At 72.6% G+C, this 17,100-nt stretch carries 19 protein-coding genes; 9 read left to right on the top strand and 10 right to left on the bottom strand.

Features of this window, described 5'->3' with window-relative positions:
* Positions 1-121: 121 nt before the first annotated feature.
* Complete coding sequence (locus tag F8279_RS24840; RefSeq protein ID WP_151501235.1) at positions 122-919, bottom strand: alpha/beta fold hydrolase; 798 nt, start codon at positions 917-919, stop codon at positions 122-124.
* Between the two features lie 113 nt (positions 920-1,032).
* Here F8279_RS24840 and F8279_RS24835 point away from each other — a divergent pair, with 113 nt between their 5' ends.
* The 5 genes from F8279_RS24835 (at position 1,033) to F8279_RS24815 (ending at position 4,440) form a co-directional block, all read left to right on the top strand.
* Positions 1,033-1,650, top strand: coding sequence for a helix-turn-helix domain-containing protein (locus tag F8279_RS24835; protein WP_091425385.1), 618 nt, complete (start codon positions 1,033-1,035; stop codon positions 1,648-1,650).
* Positions 1,647-2,420 (top strand): hypothetical protein, encoded by a 774-nt coding sequence (locus tag F8279_RS24830; RefSeq protein WP_151501234.1) that lies wholly within the window; start codon positions 1,647-1,649, stop codon positions 2,418-2,420. The genes F8279_RS24835 and F8279_RS24830 overlap by 4 nt, the downstream gene beginning before the upstream one ends.
* A 72-nt stretch (positions 2,421-2,492) precedes the next feature.
* On the top strand, positions 2,493-2,807 hold the full coding sequence (locus tag F8279_RS24825; RefSeq protein ID WP_091425380.1) for a DUF2516 family protein: 315 nt from the start codon (positions 2,493-2,495) through the stop codon (positions 2,805-2,807).
* Positions 2,804-3,691, top strand: coding sequence for an alpha/beta fold hydrolase (locus tag F8279_RS24820; protein ID WP_091425378.1), 888 nt, complete (start codon positions 2,804-2,806; stop codon positions 3,689-3,691). The genes F8279_RS24825 and F8279_RS24820 overlap by 4 nt, the downstream gene beginning before the upstream one ends.
* Positions 3,692-3,702: 11 nt before the next feature.
* The gene (locus tag F8279_RS24815) at positions 3,703-4,440 is read left to right on the top strand and encodes an alanyl-tRNA editing protein (RefSeq protein ID WP_091425376.1); all 738 of its coding nucleotides are present in this window, start codon (positions 3,703-3,705) and stop codon (positions 4,438-4,440) included.
* A 9-nt stretch (positions 4,441-4,449) separates the two neighbouring features.
* On the opposite strand, the gene F8279_RS24810 is transcribed toward F8279_RS24815, so the two are convergent.
* Positions 4,450-5,121, bottom strand: a complete 672-nt coding sequence (locus tag F8279_RS24810; protein WP_151501233.1) for a nucleotidyltransferase domain-containing protein — start codon at positions 5,119-5,121, stop codon at positions 4,450-4,452.
* Between the two features lie 76 nt (positions 5,122-5,197).
* Here F8279_RS24810 and F8279_RS24805 point away from each other — a divergent pair, with 76 nt between their 5' ends.
* Positions 5,198-6,112 (top strand): SDR family oxidoreductase, encoded by a 915-nt coding sequence (locus F8279_RS24805; protein ID WP_151501232.1) that lies wholly within the window; start codon positions 5,198-5,200, stop codon positions 6,110-6,112.
* On the opposite strand, the gene F8279_RS24800 is transcribed toward F8279_RS24805, so the two are convergent.
* Positions 6,103-7,098 (bottom strand): YafY family protein, encoded by a 996-nt coding sequence (locus F8279_RS24800; protein ID WP_151501231.1) that lies wholly within the window; start codon positions 7,096-7,098, stop codon positions 6,103-6,105. The two genes, F8279_RS24805 and F8279_RS24800, sit on opposite strands and share 10 nt — an antisense overlap.
* Before the next feature lie 40 nt (positions 7,099-7,138).
* Between F8279_RS24800 and F8279_RS24795 the strand changes: the two genes are divergently transcribed.
* Both F8279_RS24795 and F8279_RS24790 read left to right on the top strand, forming a co-directional pair.
* Entirely contained in the window at positions 7,139-7,930 is a 792-nt protein-coding gene (locus F8279_RS24795; RefSeq protein WP_091425368.1) for an EI24 domain-containing protein, read from the top strand.
* A 1-nt stretch (position 7,931) separates the two neighbouring features.
* Positions 7,932-8,450, top strand: coding sequence for an O-acetyl-ADP-ribose deacetylase (locus F8279_RS24790; RefSeq protein ID WP_091425365.1), 519 nt, complete (start codon positions 7,932-7,934; stop codon positions 8,448-8,450).
* Here the strand turns inward: F8279_RS24790 and F8279_RS24785 are convergent.
* The 7 genes from F8279_RS24785 to F8279_RS24755 form a co-directional block, all read right to left on the bottom strand.
* Positions 8,443-9,348 (bottom strand): GNAT family N-acetyltransferase, encoded by a 906-nt coding sequence (locus F8279_RS24785; RefSeq protein ID WP_151501230.1) that lies wholly within the window; start codon positions 9,346-9,348, stop codon positions 8,443-8,445. The two genes, F8279_RS24790 and F8279_RS24785, sit on opposite strands and share 8 nt — an antisense overlap.
* A 46-nt stretch (positions 9,349-9,394) precedes the next feature.
* Entirely contained in the window at positions 9,395-10,402 is a 1,008-nt protein-coding gene (locus F8279_RS24780) for a LacI family DNA-binding transcriptional regulator (protein ID WP_091425361.1), read from the bottom strand.
* 19 nt (positions 10,403-10,421) lie between these two features.
* A complete protein-coding gene (locus tag F8279_RS24775) occupies positions 10,422-11,789 on the bottom strand; it encodes a GH1 family beta-glucosidase (RefSeq protein WP_151501229.1) in 1,368 nt (455 codons plus the stop codon).
* Positions 11,786-12,619 carry a carbohydrate ABC transporter permease gene (locus F8279_RS24770; protein ID WP_151501228.1) on the bottom strand — a complete coding sequence of 278 codons (834 nt, stop codon included), beginning with the start codon at positions 12,617-12,619 and terminating at the stop codon, positions 11,786-11,788. The genes F8279_RS24775 and F8279_RS24770 overlap by 4 nt, the downstream gene beginning before the upstream one ends.
* A complete protein-coding gene (locus F8279_RS24765) occupies positions 12,616-13,605 on the bottom strand; it encodes a carbohydrate ABC transporter permease (RefSeq protein ID WP_091425349.1) in 990 nt (329 codons plus the stop codon). Before F8279_RS24765 ends, F8279_RS24770 begins: the two co-directional genes overlap by 4 nt.
* Before the next feature lie 70 nt (positions 13,606-13,675).
* Entirely contained in the window at positions 13,676-14,983 is a 1,308-nt protein-coding gene (locus F8279_RS24760) for an extracellular solute-binding protein (protein WP_151501227.1), read from the bottom strand.
* Positions 14,984-15,159: 176 nt separating this feature from the next.
* Entirely contained in the window at positions 15,160-15,915 is a 756-nt protein-coding gene (locus F8279_RS24755; RefSeq protein ID WP_151501226.1) for a maleylpyruvate isomerase family mycothiol-dependent enzyme, read from the bottom strand.
* 70 nt (positions 15,916-15,985) lie between these two features.
* On the opposite strand from F8279_RS24755, the gene F8279_RS24750 reads away from it, so the two are divergent.
* Positions 15,986-17,077, top strand: a complete 1,092-nt coding sequence (locus F8279_RS24750; RefSeq protein WP_151501225.1) for a UDP-N-acetylmuramate dehydrogenase — start codon at positions 15,986-15,988, stop codon at positions 17,075-17,077.
* The last annotated feature ends 23 nt before the right edge of the window (positions 17,078-17,100 follow it).

Below are 17,100 nucleotides of genomic sequence, written 5' to 3'. Positions count from 1 at the left end.
CTCTGACTCACCCTCCCCCCTCTGCGCGTCGATCTTGCACTTACCGCCCTGGCAGAACGCGCATCCCAGGCGTGCCGAGGGCCGCAAGTGCAAGATCGACGCGCAGAGGGGGGAGGGTGAGTCAGAGGAGGAAGGACAGGAGGGCGGTGTTGGCCTCGGTGGGGCGCTCCAGGGGGAGCAGGTGAGCGGCGTTCGGCACGTCGGGAAGGCGTACGCCGTTCGGGGCCTCGTCGGCGATGCGGTCGGCCAGGCGGCGGATGTCGGCCAGGTCGTCGGCGCCGGTGCCGACGAGCACCGGTACGCGCAACTCGCCCAGCCGGTCGATGGCCGGCGGGTCCAGCTCGCCCACCTCGATCGCGCTCAGCGCCTGCTCGGCGGCGAGCGCCCGGCGGTCCATCTCCTCGGCGAACCGGATCAGCTCCGGGTCGACGTCCTCCGGTCGGCGGGTCGGGCCGACCACCCAGAACCGCACCTCGCCGGCGGCGGTGGCCGCGAAGTCCTCCGGGTCCACGTCACCGACCAGTTCCTCCCAGAGCTGCTCGGTCTCCTCGGACCACTCGTTGCCGGAGACCGGCGCGCCGAACAGCGCCAGCGCCGAGACCCGCTCCGGGTGGGCGAGCGCGGCGTCCACCGCCACCCGGCCGCCGAACGAGCACCCGACGAGCGCGGCGCGTTCGATGCCCAGCGCGTCGAGCAGCCCGATCACGTCGTCGTGATGGGCGAACGGCGCGGGCGGCAGTTCCGAGTCGCCGTAGCCGCGCAGGTCCAGCGCGATCACCCGGTGCCGCTGCGCGAGCGCCGGGACCTGCTCGCGCCACATCCGCCGGTCGGCGATGCCGGCGTGCAGCAACACCACGGCGGTGCCGGTGCCGCTCTCGTCGTACGCGAGCTGGGCGCCGTTGATATCGATCTTGGTCACGGGAGGGAACGGTACGGACCGGACATGGCCTCCGCAACCCGTCTTCGGTGACCCCGCTAACTCTGGCTAGCGTTTTGCTTGCAGGAGTTAGCGGCCCGAGCTAGCGTTGAGTCATGGCCACCAGCAAGGACCTTCCCGATGTCGGCGGGTTCATTCGCGACCTGCGGCGCAACGCGAAGATCTCACTGCGCCAGCTCGCCGAGCAGGCGGGCGTCAGCAATCCCTACCTGAGTCAGATCGAGCGCGGGCTGCGCAAGCCGAGCGCCGAGGTGCTCCAGCAGCTCGCCAGCGCGCTGCGCGTCTCCACCCCGGCGATGTACCTGCGTGCCGGGCTGCTGGACGACAAGGAGGGCCAGGGCGTACTCGCGGCGATCGCCGTCGACCCCGAGCTGACCATGGCCCAGAAGCAGTCGCTCACCCAGATCTACGAGACGTTCCGGCGCGAGAACGCCCGCCTGGCCGAGGCGACCGAGGCCGCCACCACGACGGAAGCGGCCACCACGGCCGAGACCACCGAGACGGCCACCGCGACTGAGGCCCCGGCCACCGTCGCGGCGGCCGCGACCGGTCCGGTCACGCCGGAGGGCACCCCGACCGAGGCGGTCCTCGAATCGGTAGCCGTCACCGAAGCGGGTGCCGCGCCCGCCCCGACCACCGCCGCCCCTGAGCACACGACCGCCCGCCGGGCGGCCCGGAAGGCCGCCGGTGCGGCCGAGGAGGAGCAGTCATGACCACCCAGCCGAAGACCAACCGCATCCCCGCACCCCTCTACGCCGCCGCCGGCGCCGGTGAGCTGGCCCTGGAGCAGCTGCGCAAGCTGCCCACCGTGGTCAGCGGCCTCGGCACCCGGGTCGTGACCGACCTCGGCGGCAAGGCCGTCGTCACCGGTTTCGAGCTGCGCCAGAAGGCCACCGAGACGCTGAAGACCGCCAACCAGACCGCCACCGGGCTGCGCGAGCGGGCCGTCGCCACCGACCTCGACCAGCTCCGTGAGGCCGCCAACCTGGAGAAGCTGCGCGAGGCGGCGAACCTGGACAAGCTGCGCGAGGCGGCCACCCGCAACGCCGCCGTCGTGGTGGCCGGTGCGCACGCCGCGCAGGAGCGCGCCCTGGCCGCGTACGCCGAACTGGTCGCCCGCGGTGAGCGCGTCGTCGGCGCCGGCGTGCTGGAGGCCGCCGACACGGTGAACGCCGACATCGCGGCCACCGAGGCCACCGGCATCGACGTGGCCCCGAAGGCCGACGAGACCCCGAAGGCCGACGAGACCCCGAAGACCGACGTGGCCCCGACGGCCGTCGCCGCGACGACCGAGGTGCCCAGCCCAGCCGAGGTGGCCGAGGCGGTGGCCGCCAAGCCGGCCGCGGTGAAGCGCACCCGCGCCACCAAGGCGACCGCGACCAAGGCCGTCGCCAAGACGACCGCCACCAAGGCGACCAAGCCGGCCACCCCGTCGGCGAAGCTGCCGAAGACCACGAAGCGGACCCGCCCGGCCGCCGAATGATCTGATGCTCCACCGAGACCCCGGACAACGTCCTGTCGGACGTTTCCGGGGTCTCGGCATAAGCTTGCACCCATGGCCACCGCCGCGCCGATCTTCGCGTTCGCAGTCCAAAGCGTGATCCAGCTGATCCTGCTCGTCTTCGCCCTCGTCGTTCAGGGGGTGGCGCTGGTGCACGCGGTCACCCAGCGCGGCGACGGATTCGCCGCGATCGGCACGCTGCCCAAGGGTGGCTGGATCGCCATCCTGGCGGTCTGCCTGGCGCTCACCCTGCTCGGCTTCGGCCCGATCAGCCTGTTCGGACTGGTCGGCATCGCCGCCGGTCTCATCTACCTGCTCGACGTGCGGCCCGGCCTGCGGGACCTGCACGACGGCCGAGGGTCCTGGTGAGAGGTTTCCGCTGGCCTCCGCCACCGGACGGCGGTCCCCGCACCTGGGGGCCCGGCCCCGGCGCGCCCCGCACCGGGCGGCCCGCGCTGCCCGAGCCGGAGACGGAGCTGGTCGCCACCCCGCACGGGGCGAGCCTGGAACGGCTGGTCACCGGCACCGGTGACCCGGTCACCGTGTTCGCGCACGGGCTGGGCAGCGGCATCGCCACCACCCGCCCGTTCGGCAGCGGCGTGGCCGGGCGGCGCATCTTCTTCCAGTTCCGCGGGCACGGCCGCTCCGACTCCCCGCCCGGGCGGTGGAGCTACCTGGACCTCGCCCGTGACCTGCGAGCCGTCGCCGACCTGGGCGGCGCGACCCGGGCGTTCGGCGCCAGCCTCGGCGCGGGCGCGCTCTGCCGGCTGCTCGTGGAGAGCCCGGAACGCTTCGAGAAACTCGTCTTCTTCCTGCCCGCCGTGCTGGACACGCCGCGCGGCGAGGTGGCCCGCGCCCGGCTCACCGGCCTGCTCGACGCGGTGGCCGAGGGCGACGCTTCGGCGCTGGCCGACGCGGTGTCGCTGGAGCTGCCGCCGTCGGTGCGCAACACCCCGGCCGGGTGGGCGTACCTGCGGCAGCGGCTCGACCAGCTGCTGCGCGACGGGCTCGCGCCGGGGCTGGCCGACCTGCCCGCCCAGGCCCCGCTCGACGACGCCGGGTCGCTCGCCGCGGTCACCGCGCCGGCCCTGGTCATCGCCGCCGCCGAGGACGACCTGCACCCGGTCGGCGTCGCCGAACGGCTCGCCGCCGCGCTCCCGAACGCCACACTGCACGTGTACGACCGGCCCGGCGTGCTCTGGACCGAACGCGCCGACCTGCGGGAGCGCGTCTCGGAGTTCCTGAACGGGTAACGTCGCCGTCCATGGGCGTCACACACCACGGCCGTACGCACCGGCTCGACCTCGCCGACCCGACCCTGCGCGAGTGGACCTGCCGGGTGCTGGCGGCCGATCCCGAGCAGGGCATCGTGCTGGACCGGTCCGCGTTCTACCCCGGTGGCGGCGGGCAGCCGCCGGACCACGGGGTGCTGCTCTGGCAGGGCGTACAGACCCGAATCGTCGGCACCCGCAAGGGCGACGACCTGTGGCTGATCCCGGCCGAGGGTGACCCGCTGCCGCCGGTCGGCACCGAGGTGGCCGGCGCGGTGGAGGACACCCGCCGGACCATGCTGATGCGTACCCACTCCGGGCTGCACGTGCTCTGCGGCGTGGTGTTCCGCGATTTCGGCGCGCTCGTGACCGGCGGCAACATGGAGCCGGGCGAGGCCCGGATGGACTTCAACCTCCCCGAGGTGCCGCCGGACTTCAAGGCCCGCATCGAGGAGCTGGTGAACGCCGAGGTGGCCGCCGACCGGTCGGTGGCCGTGCGGGTGCTGCCGCGCGCCGAGGCGCTCGCGCTGCCGGACATCATCCGTACCCAGTCGAACCTGATCCCGCCGGAGGAGCAGGAGGTGCGGATCGTCGACATCGTCGGGTTGGACGTGCAGGCCGACGGCGGCACGCACGTCGCCTCCACCGCCCAGATCGGCAAGGTCCAGGTGGTCAAGGTGGAGAGCAAGGGACGGGCGAACCGCCGGGTACGCGTACGGCTGGCGGACTGACGACACCGTTCAGCGCGGCAGGTACGCCGCCCGGACGGCGAGCAGCCAGCGTTCCACTGTCTCCTCGTCCGGGCGCTCCGGCAGCGGCGAGCGGACCCGATCGAACTCCGCCTCGGCGGCCGCCACCAGGGCCTGCGCCTCGTCCAGCCCGCCACCTGCCACCCGCTCGCCGAACGCGCGGAACCAGCCCGGGTCGGCGAGGCGGATCTCCAGCACACCTGTCGCGTACAGCACCCGGCCCTGGTGCAGCAGCCGGGCGAGGTGCCGGGCGTGCTTCGCCGATCGCCGCCGCCCCTCTGCGTCGGCGGGCCGGCTGGCGAGTTTGCGGAACTGCTGCGAGGCGTACCCGAGGTAGGCGTCGCGGACCCGGGGCGCGCTCAGGAACGCCGACCGGATGGCGATCAGCTTCTCGCCGAATGCGGTACGGGTCTCGTAGCAGTCGTCGGGCAGCCACATCAGCTCGGTGGCGGTCGGGTTGCCGCTCAGCGCCAGCAGCGCGTACTTGCGGGCCTCGTGCAGCGTGACGTCCGGGTCGGTGGTCACGACCGACTCGCGGGGCGGGTGCAGGCCGTGGAACGCGACTGTGGGCGCGGCGAACACGCCGATCCGGTCGGTGTCCGAGCCGGGTCCGGCCAGCCCGTACGCGACCGAGCCGACGATCCCGGACAGCAGCAGGTGCATACCGGTGATGATCGCCCATCCGGGTCTGGAGGGAAACCGGACTTCCGCTGTCAGGTATCGGTGACACGGTGATCCCATGAACTCACCACTCACCGGAAAGGTCGCGCTCGTCGCGGGCGCGACCCGGGGCGCAGGCCGGCAGATCGCCGTGCAGCTCGGCGCCGCCGGGGCCACCGTCTACGCCACCGGCCGCACCACCCGCGAGCGCCGCTCCGAGATGGACCGGCCGGAGACCATCGAGGAGACCGCCGAGCTGGTCACCGCCGCCGGAGGCACCGGGATCGCCGTCGCGGTCGACCATCTCGACCCCGAGCAGGTACGCGGCCTGGTCGAGCGGATCGACGCCGAACAGGGCCGCCTCGACGTCCTCGTCAACGACGTCTGGGGCGCGGACCCGCTGATCACCTGGGAGAAGCCGGTCTGGGAGCAGCCGCTCGACGCCGGGTTCCGCACGCTGCGGCTGGCCGTCGACACGCACATCATCACCAGCCACTTCGCGTTGCCGCTGCTGATCCGCAAGCCCGGCGGGCTGGTCGTCGAGGTCGGCGACGGCACCAAGGAGCACAACGACCGGGAGTACCGCCTGTCGGTCTTCTACGACCTGGCCAAGGTGTCGGTGAACCGGCTCGGCTTCAGCCAGGCGCACGAGCTGGCCCCACACGACTGCACCGCCGTCTCGCTCACGCCCGGCTGGCTGCGCTCGGAGGCGATGCTCGAACACTACGGCGTCACCGAGGCCACCTGGCGCGACGCCGCGAAGACCGAGCCGCACTTCGTCATGTCGGAGACGCCTGCGCTCGTCGGGCGTGCGGTGGCAGCCCTGGCCGCCGACCCGGACCGGGCCCGCTGGAACGGGCAGTCTCTCGACAGCGGCGGCCTGGCCCAGGTGTACGGCTTCACCGACGTCGACGGCAGCCGCCCGCACTGGGCCCGCTACTACGAGGAGGTGGTCAAGCCGGGCAAGCCGGCCGACCCCGCCGGCTACCGCTGACCGGCGTCCTTCGACGGTGCGGTGTAGAGCGCCGCCGCGCGGCGGGCCGCCTCGGCGAAGCGTGCCCGCAGCCGCGGCGGCGCCAGCACCTCCACCTCCGGACCGAGCGCCAGCAACTGGGTGTACGCCACGTCCACCGACTCGACCGGCAGCCGCAGTACCAGCCGCCCCTGCTCGTCCGGCGGCCCGGCCGCGTCCACCGCCTCGGTGTAGACGAACGGCGCGTCCACCAGGTGCCGCAGCATGCGCAGCCCGGCCGGGCCGAGCCGCACCGTCACCCGCTCCCGCAGCAGCTCGCGCAGGAACGCGCCCACCTGCTCCCGCCAGTACGCCCCGAGGTCGAAACCCTCGTCCCGGTCGAAGCCGTCGGCGCCCACCTCGACCGCGACCACGCGGTCCACCCGGTACGTCCGCCAGGCGTCACCGACCCGGCCGACCAGGTACCAGACCCCGTTCTTCAGCACCAGCCCGTACGGCGCCAGCGTGCGGGTCACCTCACGGTCCCCGCGCCGGTAACGCAGCTCCACCATCAGGTCCCGCCAGACCGCCCGGGCCAGTTCGGCGAGCGTCGGCGGCGCCGGGGTCTCCCGGAACCAGCCCGGCACGTCCAGGTGGAACCGCTGCCCGGTGCGGGCGGGCGCGTCCCGCAGGCTCGGCGGCAGCGCCGCGAGCACCTTCAGCTCGGCGGCGGCCACCGAGTCGGCGAGTCCCATGTCCCCGGCCGGTCCGGGCAGCCCGGCCAGGAACAGCGCCTCTGCCTCGTCCCGGCTCAGCCCGGTCAGCCGGGTCCGGTAGCCGCCGAGCAGCCGGTAGCCGCCGGCCCGGCCCCGGTCCGCGTACACCGGGACACCGGCGGCGGAGAGCGCCAGCACGTCGCGGTAGACGGTGCGCTCGGACACCTCCAGCTCGCGGGCCAGCTCAGCGGCGGTCATCGTCTCCCGGGACTGGAGCAGCAGCACAAGCGAGATCAGCCGGGACGCACGCACAGGCCCATTGTGGTGCACCGGGAGATTAGGCTGTGCCGTCGTGAACGCCTCCCGTACCGTCGCGCCGGTCACCGGCGCGGCCACCCGCTTCCTCGGCGGCGCCGGGCTGCTGCTGCGCGGCTTCGGCATGTACGTCCGCAGCCCGAAACTGATGCTGCTCGGCGTGATCCCGGCGCTGATCACCGGCGCGCTCTACGTGGCCCTGTTCGCCACGCTTCTCTACTTCGTGGACGACCTGGCGGGCTGGCTCACCCCGTTCGCCGACGACTGGTCGTCGCCCTGGCGCGGGCTGCTGCGGGTCGCCGCCGGGCTGGCGGTGGTCGGGGTCGCCGCGCTGGTCGGGGTGCTCACGTTCACCGCCGTCACGCTGGTCATCGGTGACCCGTTCTACGAGGCGATCTCCGAGCGGGTCGAGGACCGGCTCGGCGGTACGCCCGGCGCTGTGGACGTGCCATTCTGGTCCTCGCTGCGGCGCAGCCTCGCCGACTCGCTGCGCCTGGTGGCGCTGTCCGCGCTGATCGGCGTACCCCTGTTCGCCGCCGGTTTCATCCCGGTGGTGGGACAGACGGTGGTGCCTGTGGTCGGCGCCCTGGTGGGTGGCTGGTTCCTGGCGCTGGAGCTGGTCGGCGCGCCGTTCTACCGGCGGGGGATGCGGCTGCCGGACCGGCGGTCGCGGCTGCGGGCCGACCGCCCGACCGCGCTCGGCTTCGGGGTGGCGGTCTTCCTGTGTTTCCTGATCCCGCTCGGCGCGGTGCTGGTCATGCCGGCTGCCGTCGCCGGGGCCGCGCTGCTGGCCCGCCGCTCGCTGGGCCAGCCCGTCGAGGAGGGCTGAGATGGACACCGTCCTGATCGAGGGGGACATCACCGCGCAGCAGGTCGACGCGATAGTCAACGCCGCCAACTCGTCGCTGCTCGGCGGCGGGGGAGTGGACGGAGCGATCCACCGGCGCGGCGGTCCGGCGATCCTGGAGGAGTGCCGGGCGTTGCGCGCCTCCCGCTACGGGCGCGGGCTGCCCACCGGCCAGGCCGTCGCCACCACCGCCGGCAACCTGCCCGCTCGCTGGGTGGTGCACACTGTCGGCCCGGTCTTCTCGCCGGGCGAGGACCGGTCCGCGCTGCTGCGCGACTGCTACGCCAACAGCCTGCGCGTCGCCGACGGGCTGGGCGCGACCGGGATCGCGTTCCCGCTGATCTCCGCCGGGATCTACGGCTGGCCGGTCGAGGACGCGGTGGCGCAGGCGCTCACCGTGCTGCACGCGGCCACGCCGGCGCACGTCACCGAGGCCCGGCTGGTGCTGTTCGGCGCCGACACGTACGCCACGGCGGTGCGGGTGGCCGCCGGGCTCAGGTGAGTTTGCGCCGGCACGACCAATGGCTGTCAACCGGCCGGTAGCCGAGCCGCTCGTTCACGGCCAGCATCGGCGCGTTCGCCTCGTCGTTCGAGGTGTACGCGGTCCGTACCCCACGCGCGGCGGCGGCGTGCAGCGCGGCCTGCTTGGCCAGCCGGGCCAGCCCTCGCCCCCGGTAGGCGGGCAGCGTGCCGGTGAAGTCCGACCACATCCGGTCGCCGTCCCGCTTGACCAGGCTCAGCGCGACCAGCTCCCCGTCCACCTCGGCGAGCGTGCTGGCCTCCCGGTCCAGCCCCGGGTTGTCCCAGCACTCGTGCCGCCACAGGTCGAAGCTGAGCGCGTCCGTCGGCACGTCCCCCGGCTCGTCCCGGGACGACTCGGCGTCGACCCGGTGCACCAGGCGCGGGTCGAGCCCGGCGGCGGGCACCAGCCGTACGCCCGGCGGCACCTGCGGCATCGGCTGGCGCGTGCTCAGGTCCAGCGCCGAGTAGCGCAGCTCCCGGCTGGGCGTGAAGCCGTGCCGCTGCGCGAACGGCAGCGACTCGGTACGGGCGTGAGTGAGCACCCGGGTGGACCCGAGGGTCCGCAGGTGACCGAGCGCGGCGTCGAACAGCGCGGTGCCGGCGCCCCGGCGGCGGTGCTCCGGGTGCACGTGCAGCAGGGCGATCTCGCCGACGCCCGGTGTGGAGGTATGCGTGTTGCGGTACGCCGACACCCAGCCGACCACCTGCCCGTTCGCCTCGGCGACCCAGGCCGCCCAGTCCTCGCCGGGCGGTGGTTCGGCGATCATGCGGCGGGTCGACTCGACGCCGCGCACCAGGTACGGGTAGACGAGCGCGCGCAACGCCACCACGGCGGGCGCGTCGTCGGCACGGGCGGGACGGATCAGGGCTCCACTCATCCGGCGGACCCTAGACCCGTCGTCGCCCGCGCCGCGACCGGTTAAATCAGGCGGACTCGCGCAGCACCAGCTCGGTCGGCAGCACCAGCGCCTGCTCGACCTCCTCGCCCGCGGCGATCCGCAGCAGTTGCCGGGTCATCGACCGGCCCAGCTCCACTATCGGCTGCCGCACCGTCGTCAGCGGCGGCTCGGTGTAGGCAGCAGTCTCGATGTCGTCGAACCCGATCACCGCCACGTCCTCGGGCACCCGCCGCCCGGCTTCCCGCAGCGTACGCAGGGCAGCGTGCGCCATCAGGTCGGAGGCGGCGAACACGGCGTCCAGTTCCGGGTCGGCGGCGAGCAGCTCGCGCATCGCGGCGGTGCCGGACTCCCGGGTGAAGTCGCCGTACGCGACCAGCTCCGGCAGCCCGGCGTCGGTGATCGCGCTGCGATAGCCGATCAGCCGCTCGATCCCGGCGACCATGTCCTGCGGCCCGGCGATGGTGGCGATCCGCCGCCGTCCGCTCGCGATCAGGTGCTGGACCGCTGTGCTCACGCCGCCTTCGTGGTCGACGTCGACGTACGGCACGTCGGCGCCGTCGAGCGGCCGTCCGCTGCACACCACCGGGATGCCGAGCCGGGCCAGCCGGCCGGGCAGCGGGTCCTCGCCGTGCAGCGAGGCGAACAGCACCCCGTCGACGTGCCGGCCGGTGGTGTACCGCTCGACCCGTTCGTGCCCGGCCGGCGAACCGGCGAGCATCAGCACGAGCTGCTTGTCCGCGGCCTCCAGCTCCTGTGCCGCGCCCCGGATGATGCCCGGGAACACCTGGTCGTCGGAGAAGACCCGGGTGGCCGCCTCGGGCAGCACCAGCGCCACCGAGTCGGTCCGCTGGGTGACCAGGCTGCGGGCGGCGAGGTTCGGGACGTACCCGAGTTCCTCGACCGCCCGGCGTACCGCCTGCCGGATCGGCTCGGCGACTGTGGTCGAGCCGTTCACCACCCGGGAGACCGTTGCCCGGGACACGCCGGCCAGCCGGGCCACCGCCTCCAGGGTCGGTCGCTGTGCCGTCGTCATCCCCGTAACCACCACCTCGTCACAGCCCGTTCCGGGCGATCACCTCCTGGTACCAGCGGGCACTGCGCTTGGGTGTGCGCCGCTGGGTCAGGTAGTCGACGTGGACGATCCCGAACCGCTTCCGGTAACCCTCGGCCCATTCGAAGTTGTCCAGCACCGACCATACGAGATAACCGCGCAGGTCCACGCCCCGGGCGATGGCTTCGTGCGCCGCGCGCAGGTGCCCGTCGAGGTAGGCGACCCGGTCGGCGTCGGCCACCCCGCCCCGCTCGTCGAGCCCGGTGTCCGGGAACGCCCCGCCGTTCTCGGTGATCATCAACGGCAGCCCCGGGTGGTCGGACGCCACGCGTTCCAGCAGCCGGGTCAGCCCGGCCGGCTCGATCGACCAGCCCATGTCGGTCAGCGGCCCGGCCGGCGGCAGGAACTCGACCGTTCCGGCGGTGCCCGGCCACGCGTCGCCGCCCGCGCCGCCCGCCCGCCCGGCCACGTAGGTGGGCGCGTAGTAGTTCAGGCCGAGCAGGTCCAGCGGCGCGGCGATCAGCTTCTCGTCCCCGTCCCGGACGAAGTCCGGCGCGACGATCCGGCTGACGTGGGCCAGCACGTCCGCCGGGTAGCCGCCGCCTGTCAGCGGGTCCAGGAAGATCCGGTTGTGCAGGCCGTCGACGAGCCGGACCGCCTCGGCATCAGCGGCGCTGCCAGCGTCCGCCGGCTGCACGTCGGCCAGGTTGAGCGTGATCCCGAGCGTCTCCGCGCCGGCCGCGCGCAGCGCCCGCGCCGCCAGGCCGTGGCCGAGCAGCAGATGGTGTACGGCCCGGAACGCGTCACCGGCGTCCCGCCGCCCCGGGGCGTGCACCCCGGAGCCGTACCCGAGATAGGCCGAGCACCACGGCTCGTTGAGCGTGGTCCAGGTGCGTACCCGGTCGCCGAGCCGGCCGTGCACGGCGAGCGCGTACTCGGCGAAGTGCTCGGCGGTCTCCCGGACCGTCCAGCCGCCCCGGTCCTCCAGCGCCTGCGGCAGGTCCCAGTGGTAGAGCGTGACGATCGGGTCGATGCCGGCGGCCAGCAGCGCGTCGGTCAGCCGGTCGTAGAAGTCGAGCCCACGCGGCTCGACCGGCCCGGTGCCGTCCGGCCGCACCCGGGGCCAGGACACCGAGAACCGGTACGCCCGCAGCCCCAGCTCGGCCATCAGCGCGACGTCCTCGGCGTACCGGTGGTAGTGGTCGCAGGCCACGTCGCCGGTGTGTCCCTGGAACACCGCGCCCGGCGTACGGCTGAAGGTGTCCCAGATCGACGGACCGCGACCGTCCTCGCGGGCGGCGCCCTCGATCTGGTACGCGGCGGTGGCTCCGCCCCAGACGAAGCCCTCCGGGAATCGGACGTTGCTCATGCCTTGACCGCACCTTCCATAATGCCGCCGATGATCTGGCGGCCGAAGACGACGAACACCAGCAGCAGCGGCAGCGTGGCGATGGCCGTGCCGGTGAACACCTGCGACATGTCCTGGTAGTACCCGTCGGAGAGGGCCCGCAGCGACAGCTGCACGGTCGGGTTCTCCGGGTCGTTCAGCACCGCGTACGGCCACAGGAAGTCGTTCCAGGTGGTCATGAACGTGAGCAGGCCGAGGACGGCGGCGGCCGGGCGTAGCGCGGGCAGCACCACGTTCCAGTAGATCCGCGCGGTGTTGCAGCCGTCCATCCGGGCCGCCTCGATCAGCTCGGTGCTGACCGCCTGGCCGGCGTACTGGCGCATCATGAACACGCCGAAGCCGGTGACCAGCGCCGGCACGATCACGGCGGGCAGCCGGTCGTTCCAGTTCAGCTTCGTCATGAGCAGGTAGAGCGGGATCACGCCGAGCTGGGTGGGGACCATCATGGTGGCGACGATGACCAGCAGCAGCGCGTTGCGCCCGCGGAAGCGCAGCTTGGCGAACGCGAACCCGGCCAGCGTGGAGAAGAACACCACCGAGATCGTGACGGTGGTGGCCACGATCGCCGAGTTGATCAGGCCGGCCAGGAAGTACGCGTCGGTGTTGTCGAACAGCCGGGCGATGTTGGCGCCGAGGTTGCCGCCGGGGGTGAGCGGCGGCGGTACCTGGCCCATCATGTCGCTGGTGCGGCTGGCCACCACGAACATCCAGTAGATCGGGAAGATCGACAGGACGGCCGAGAGCGTCAGCGCCAGGTAGGTGAGCCGGCTGGCCGACCAGAGGCGGGTCATCGGGAGACCTCCTTGCGGGAGGCGCCGCCGAGCCGGCGCAGGAGCAGGATGTTGATCGCCGCGACCACCGCGATGAGGGCGAACAGCAGCCAGGCGACCGCCGAGCCGTAGCCGAAGTTGTAGTGCGGCGCGAAGGCGTTCTCGAACATGTACATGGTCACTGTCTGCGACTCCCGCAGCGGTCCGCCGCGGATCGCGTTGGTGCCGGAGTTGAACATCCGCGGCTCGGTGAAGAGCTGCAGGCCGCCGATGGTGGAGATGATGACCGCGAAGATGATCGTCGGCTTGAGCAGCGGCACCGTGATGGACCAGAACTGCCGGGCCCGGCCGGCGCCGTCGATCGCCGACGACTCGTACAGGTCGCGGGGGATGGCCTGCATGGCGGCCAGGAAGATCAGCGCGTTGTAGCCGGTCCAGCGCCAGTCGACCATGGTGGAGATGGCGACCCAGGCGGCGAACCGGTTCGCCTTCCAGTCGATCGCGTTGATCCCGACGTGGTCGAGCAGCCAGTTGATCATGCCGAAGTCGCGCCCGAACAGCACCGCGAACACGATCGCCACGGCGGCGGTCGAGGTGACGTTCGGGATCAGCACCGCCATCCGCCAGGTGGTACGGGCACGGAGCTGCCGGTTGAGCAGGTTGGCCAGCCAGAGCGCGGCCAGCAGCTGGGGGACCGTGGAGATCACGAAGATGCCCAGCGTGTTGACCACCGAGTGCCAGAAGTCCGGGTCGGCGAGCAGCTGGGTGTAGTTGTCGAAGCCGATGAACGGGTGCTCGGCGCCGAGCAGGTCCCAGTCGTGCAGCGAGACCCAGAACGTGTAAGCCAACGGGTACGCCCCGAAGACGCCGAACAACAGGAAGAACGGGGCGATGAACAGGTACGGCGAGTACTTGGTGTCGATCCGGCTGAGCCGGTTGCCCAGGCCGGGACGGGTGGGGCGGGGCGCCGGTGCGACCGGCGGGCGGGCGTCGAGCTGGACGGCCATGACCCGGGACTCCTTTCCGCCGTGCGGGCGGCACCCGTGGCCGGGTGGCCGCCCGCACGCGCTGCTCGGGTTACTTGGCGGCGGCCTTCTCGGCCTTGGAGACCGCGTCGGTCCAGCCCTGCTCCGGTGAGCGCTTGCCCAGCTCCACCGAGCGGACGGCGTTCTCGACCTCGGTGCGCACGGCCTGGTTCTTCGGTCCCATGTAGACCGGCTTCAGGCTCTTGGCCCCGGTGGCGAAGATCTTGCCGACCGGCGCCTCCGAGAAGTAGGCGCTCTTCGAGTCGAGGATCGCCGGGTCGTCCAGCGCCTGCGGCGAAGAGGGCAGGGGACCCTTCGCCTTGAACGCGCCGATCTGGCCCTTGGCGCTGGTCAGGAACTTGGCCAGCTCGATCGCCTCGGCCTGGTGCTTGCTCTGCTTCGGCACGGCGAGGAACGAGCCACCCCAGTTGCCGCCGTTGCCGGGGACCTGGGCGATGTCCCACTTGCCCTTGGCGCCCGCGCCGGCGTAGCCCTCGATCACGCCGGTCATCCAGGCCGGGCAGGCGACGGTGGCGAACTTCGACTGCTTGAACGCCGACACCCACTCCTCGGACCAGGAGCCGTACTTGCCGGACAGCCCCGAGTCGATGATGTCCATCGTGGTGTCGTACGCCTGCTTCACCGCTGGGTTGCTGCCCACGACCAGGTTGTTGCCGGTGTCGTAGTAGCTGTAGCCGCTGCTGTTGCCGGCGGTCTGGAGCAGGATCGTGTTGAAGGTGTTCGTCGCCGCGTCCAGGAACGAGGCGCCGGTCTTCTTCGCGGTGAACTGCTCACCGACCTTGATGTAGTCCTGCCAGGTGGGCCAGAGCTTGGACACGGCCTCCCGGTCGGTGGGCAGACCGGCCTTGGCGAACAGGTCGGTCCGGTAGCACATCGCCATGCCGCCCACGTCCGTGCCGAGGCCGATGAGCTGCTTGCCGTCGGCGGTGAGCCCCTGGTTCCACTTCCAGTCGAGGAAGTTGCCCTTCAGGTCGGCCGCGCCGTGGTCGAGCAGGTTGACGAAGTTCTGGGGGTTGGCCTTGTACTCGACGAGCAGGCCCTCCTCGATGGCGACCACGTCACCGGCGCCCTTGCCCGCGGCGAGCCACTGGGTGAGCTTCGGGGAGTACTCGTCGAGGTTGCCGCCGGTGCCGCGCTCGACGATCTTCACGCCGGGGTGGCTGGCCATGTACTCCTGGTAGAGATCGGCGTAACCGAACTGGCCGAAGACGTCGACGGTGAGCGTTATCGGCCCGTCGGCGGCGGCATCGTCGCCGCCGCCGCAGGCGGTGGTGCCGAGCAGCGCGGTGGCGGCGACCACTGCAACCGCCGCCAGGCGGCGGCGCGTGAAGGTGAGCATGCTGTCCTGACCTCTCGGGTCGTCGAAACGGGTGGTGGAAGGCGGTTCCGGAACTAAGAGAGCGCTCTCACGACAGCGTGGGGGAGGGGCGTGGACCTTGTCAAGAGAGCGCTCTCAGAGGTGTCCGAAAAGAAGGAGAGGGGCGATGGCCGCCCCTCTCCGCGTGGTGCCGTTCGTCAGCCGACCCGCAGGCCGCCCAGCAGGGAACGGTCGCCCGCCACGTCCAGCGCGTCGAAGCTGATCCGGCCCATCAGCGCCAGCAGCAGATCGCTCGCCGTGCCGGCCACCTGCGCCCGCGCACGGTGGTCGTCGTGGTCGAGGATCGTCGCGGTGTCCAGCAGCGCGACGCCCTCGCCCCGCAACCGCAGGTACCACTCCTGCGCCGCGTCGGTCGCGTTCAGCTGCACCACGCCGCGCCACTGCCCCGGATGCACCCGCCGTCCCGCCGGCAGCCAGGTGTCCAGCACCTCGCTCACCCCGTCGGCCGCGAGCTTCGCCTCGATCGGATCACCCGCACCGATCGCGAGCTGGGCGTCCCAGCGGTGCACGGCGGTCTCGTGCGCGAGCCGGCGCGGCCAGAAGGCCGCCTTCTTCGGCTGGGGCGCGAAGTTCCAGGCCGGCGCCTCCGGGTCCGTCGCCTCCAGCAGCGCGCTGATCCGCTCGTACTCCTGCGCGTACCACTGCGCCGCGGTCAGGCCCGCGGGCGGCTCCGGGTCGTGCCGCTCCGGACGGGTCGCGATGCCCGCGGTCAGCACGGTGCCCGCCCAGGCGTACGTGCGGGTCAGGTGATGAGCGAGATCGGTCACCGTCCAGCCGGGACAGGACAGCACGGGTGTCTCGGGCGGCGCCTCCGCCACCGCCGTGGCGAAGGCGGGGCCCTCCGTGCGCAGCGCGCCGATCCAGAAGTCCTTCGTGTGGTGCAGTCTGCTCATCGCCATCCTCCCGGGGGTGACCGGGCCACCAGTGGGTGCTCCGGCTACCCCTCAGCCTAGGGTGAAAGGCGTGTCAGACGTCTACGCCGAACCGGCTACTGCCGGTGACCCGACCGATCCGGCCACCCTGGCGCGCTACACCACGCTCCGGCTCGGTGGCCCCGCCGGGCGGCTGGAGATCGCCGGGAACGCCGCCCAGATCGTACTAAAAGTGCAGGAAGCGGAAGCCCGGGAGCAGGCCGTACTGGTGCTGGCGGGCGGCAGCAACGTCGTGATCGGCGATCAGGGCTTCCCCGGCACCGTCGTGCTCGTCCGCTCCCGGGGGTTCCAGGTCGTCGCTGAGGACGGCGACACCGTCACGGTACGTGTCGAAGCCGGTGAGCCGTGGGACGACCTCGTCGCCGCCACCGTCGAGCGCGGCTGGTCCGGGCTGGAGTGCCTCTCCGGCATCCCCGGGTCGGCCGGCGCGACCCCGATCCAGAACGTCGGCGCCTACGGCCAGGAGGTCGCCGAGACGATCGTCGCCGTCGAGGCGTACGACCGGACCCGCCGCGAGGTGGTGCGGATCGCCGCGGCCGACTGCGGGTTCGTCTACCGGGGCAGCATCTTCAAGTACAGCGACCGCTGGGTGGTGCTCACCGTCGACTTCCGGCTCACCCGGTCCCAACTGTCCGGCCCGGTCCGCTACGCCGAACTGGCCCGGGCGCTCGGCGTCGAGGTCGGTGACCGGGTGCCGCTCGCCGATGCCCGCGCCACGGTGCGCAAGCTGCGCGCAGGCAAGGGCATGGTGCTGGACGCGGCCGACCCCGACACCTGGTCGGTGGGCTCGTTCTTCACCAACCCGGTGCTGCCGGGCGAGGTGTTCGAGCAGGTGCGGGAACGCGCCGCCGACCTGGGGCAGCCGCCGCACTGGCCGGGCGCCGACGGCACGGTGAAGGTCAGCGCGGCGTGGCTGATCGACAAGGCCGGGTTCGGCAAGGGGTACGCGGGCCCCGAGGGCGTCGCCATCTCCAGCAAGCACACGCTGGCGCTGACGAACCGTTCCGGCACCGCGAGTACGGCCGCGCTGGTGGCGCTGGCCCGCGAGATCCGCGACGGCGTGCAGTCCCGCTTCGGCGTAACCCTGCACCCCGAGCCAGTCCTCATCAACTGCACCATCTGACCCAGGGCCCCTGCCGGCTGCCC

Origin of the sequence: Micromonospora sp. AMSO1212t (assembly GCF_008868145.1) — a bacterium.
GTDB lineage: Bacteria > Actinomycetota > Actinomycetes > Mycobacteriales > Micromonosporaceae > Micromonospora > Micromonospora tulbaghiae.
This window is presented reverse-complemented; position numbering and strand designations above follow the sequence as displayed.